Genomic DNA, 425 nt, shown 5'->3' on the forward strand with positions numbered 1-425 from the left:
ATGCTGTATAGTTGTGGCGTCGTTCCTATTACGGGTAGACGCAGTCTGAACCTAGTATCAGATGAGGAGGTACTAGCCTCTAGTCGCACTCAGTATAATAGCTTTGTCGCAAACTCTCGCAAGAAAGGGGAGCTTGTCAATGACCCTCGCATTTTGAAAATTTCGGAGCGTCTTATTCAAGCAACTAAAACATATTTAGCTCGCAATAACTATATTGACCTATGGCGCCAAATGCAATGGGAAGTTAATGTCGTTAAGAGTAATCAGGTAAATGCGTTCTGTATGCCCGGTGGTAAAATCATCGTGTACACAGGAATGGCTAATCTTGTTGGTCTAGGAAAGGGCGCAGACGATGAGCTTGCAGCTGTAATCGGTCATGAAATTGGTCATGCTATTGCTCGCCACGCAAACGAACGTATCAGCAG

General features: G+C 44.7%; 1 protein-coding gene. It reads left to right on the forward strand.

Going from position 1 to position 425, the window contains the following annotated elements; translation table 11 throughout:
* Positions 1-153 precede the first annotated feature (153 nt).
* A partial coding sequence (locus EN885_RS33785; RefSeq protein ID WP_164897990.1) for a M48 family metalloprotease occupies positions 154-425 on the forward strand: 272 nt, incomplete at its 3' end.

The sequence above is a fragment of the Mesorhizobium sp. M6A.T.Cr.TU.014.01.1.1 genome, from assembly GCF_004022765.1.
Lineage (GTDB): Bacteria > Pseudomonadota > Alphaproteobacteria > Rhizobiales > Rhizobiaceae > Mesorhizobium > Mesorhizobium mediterraneum.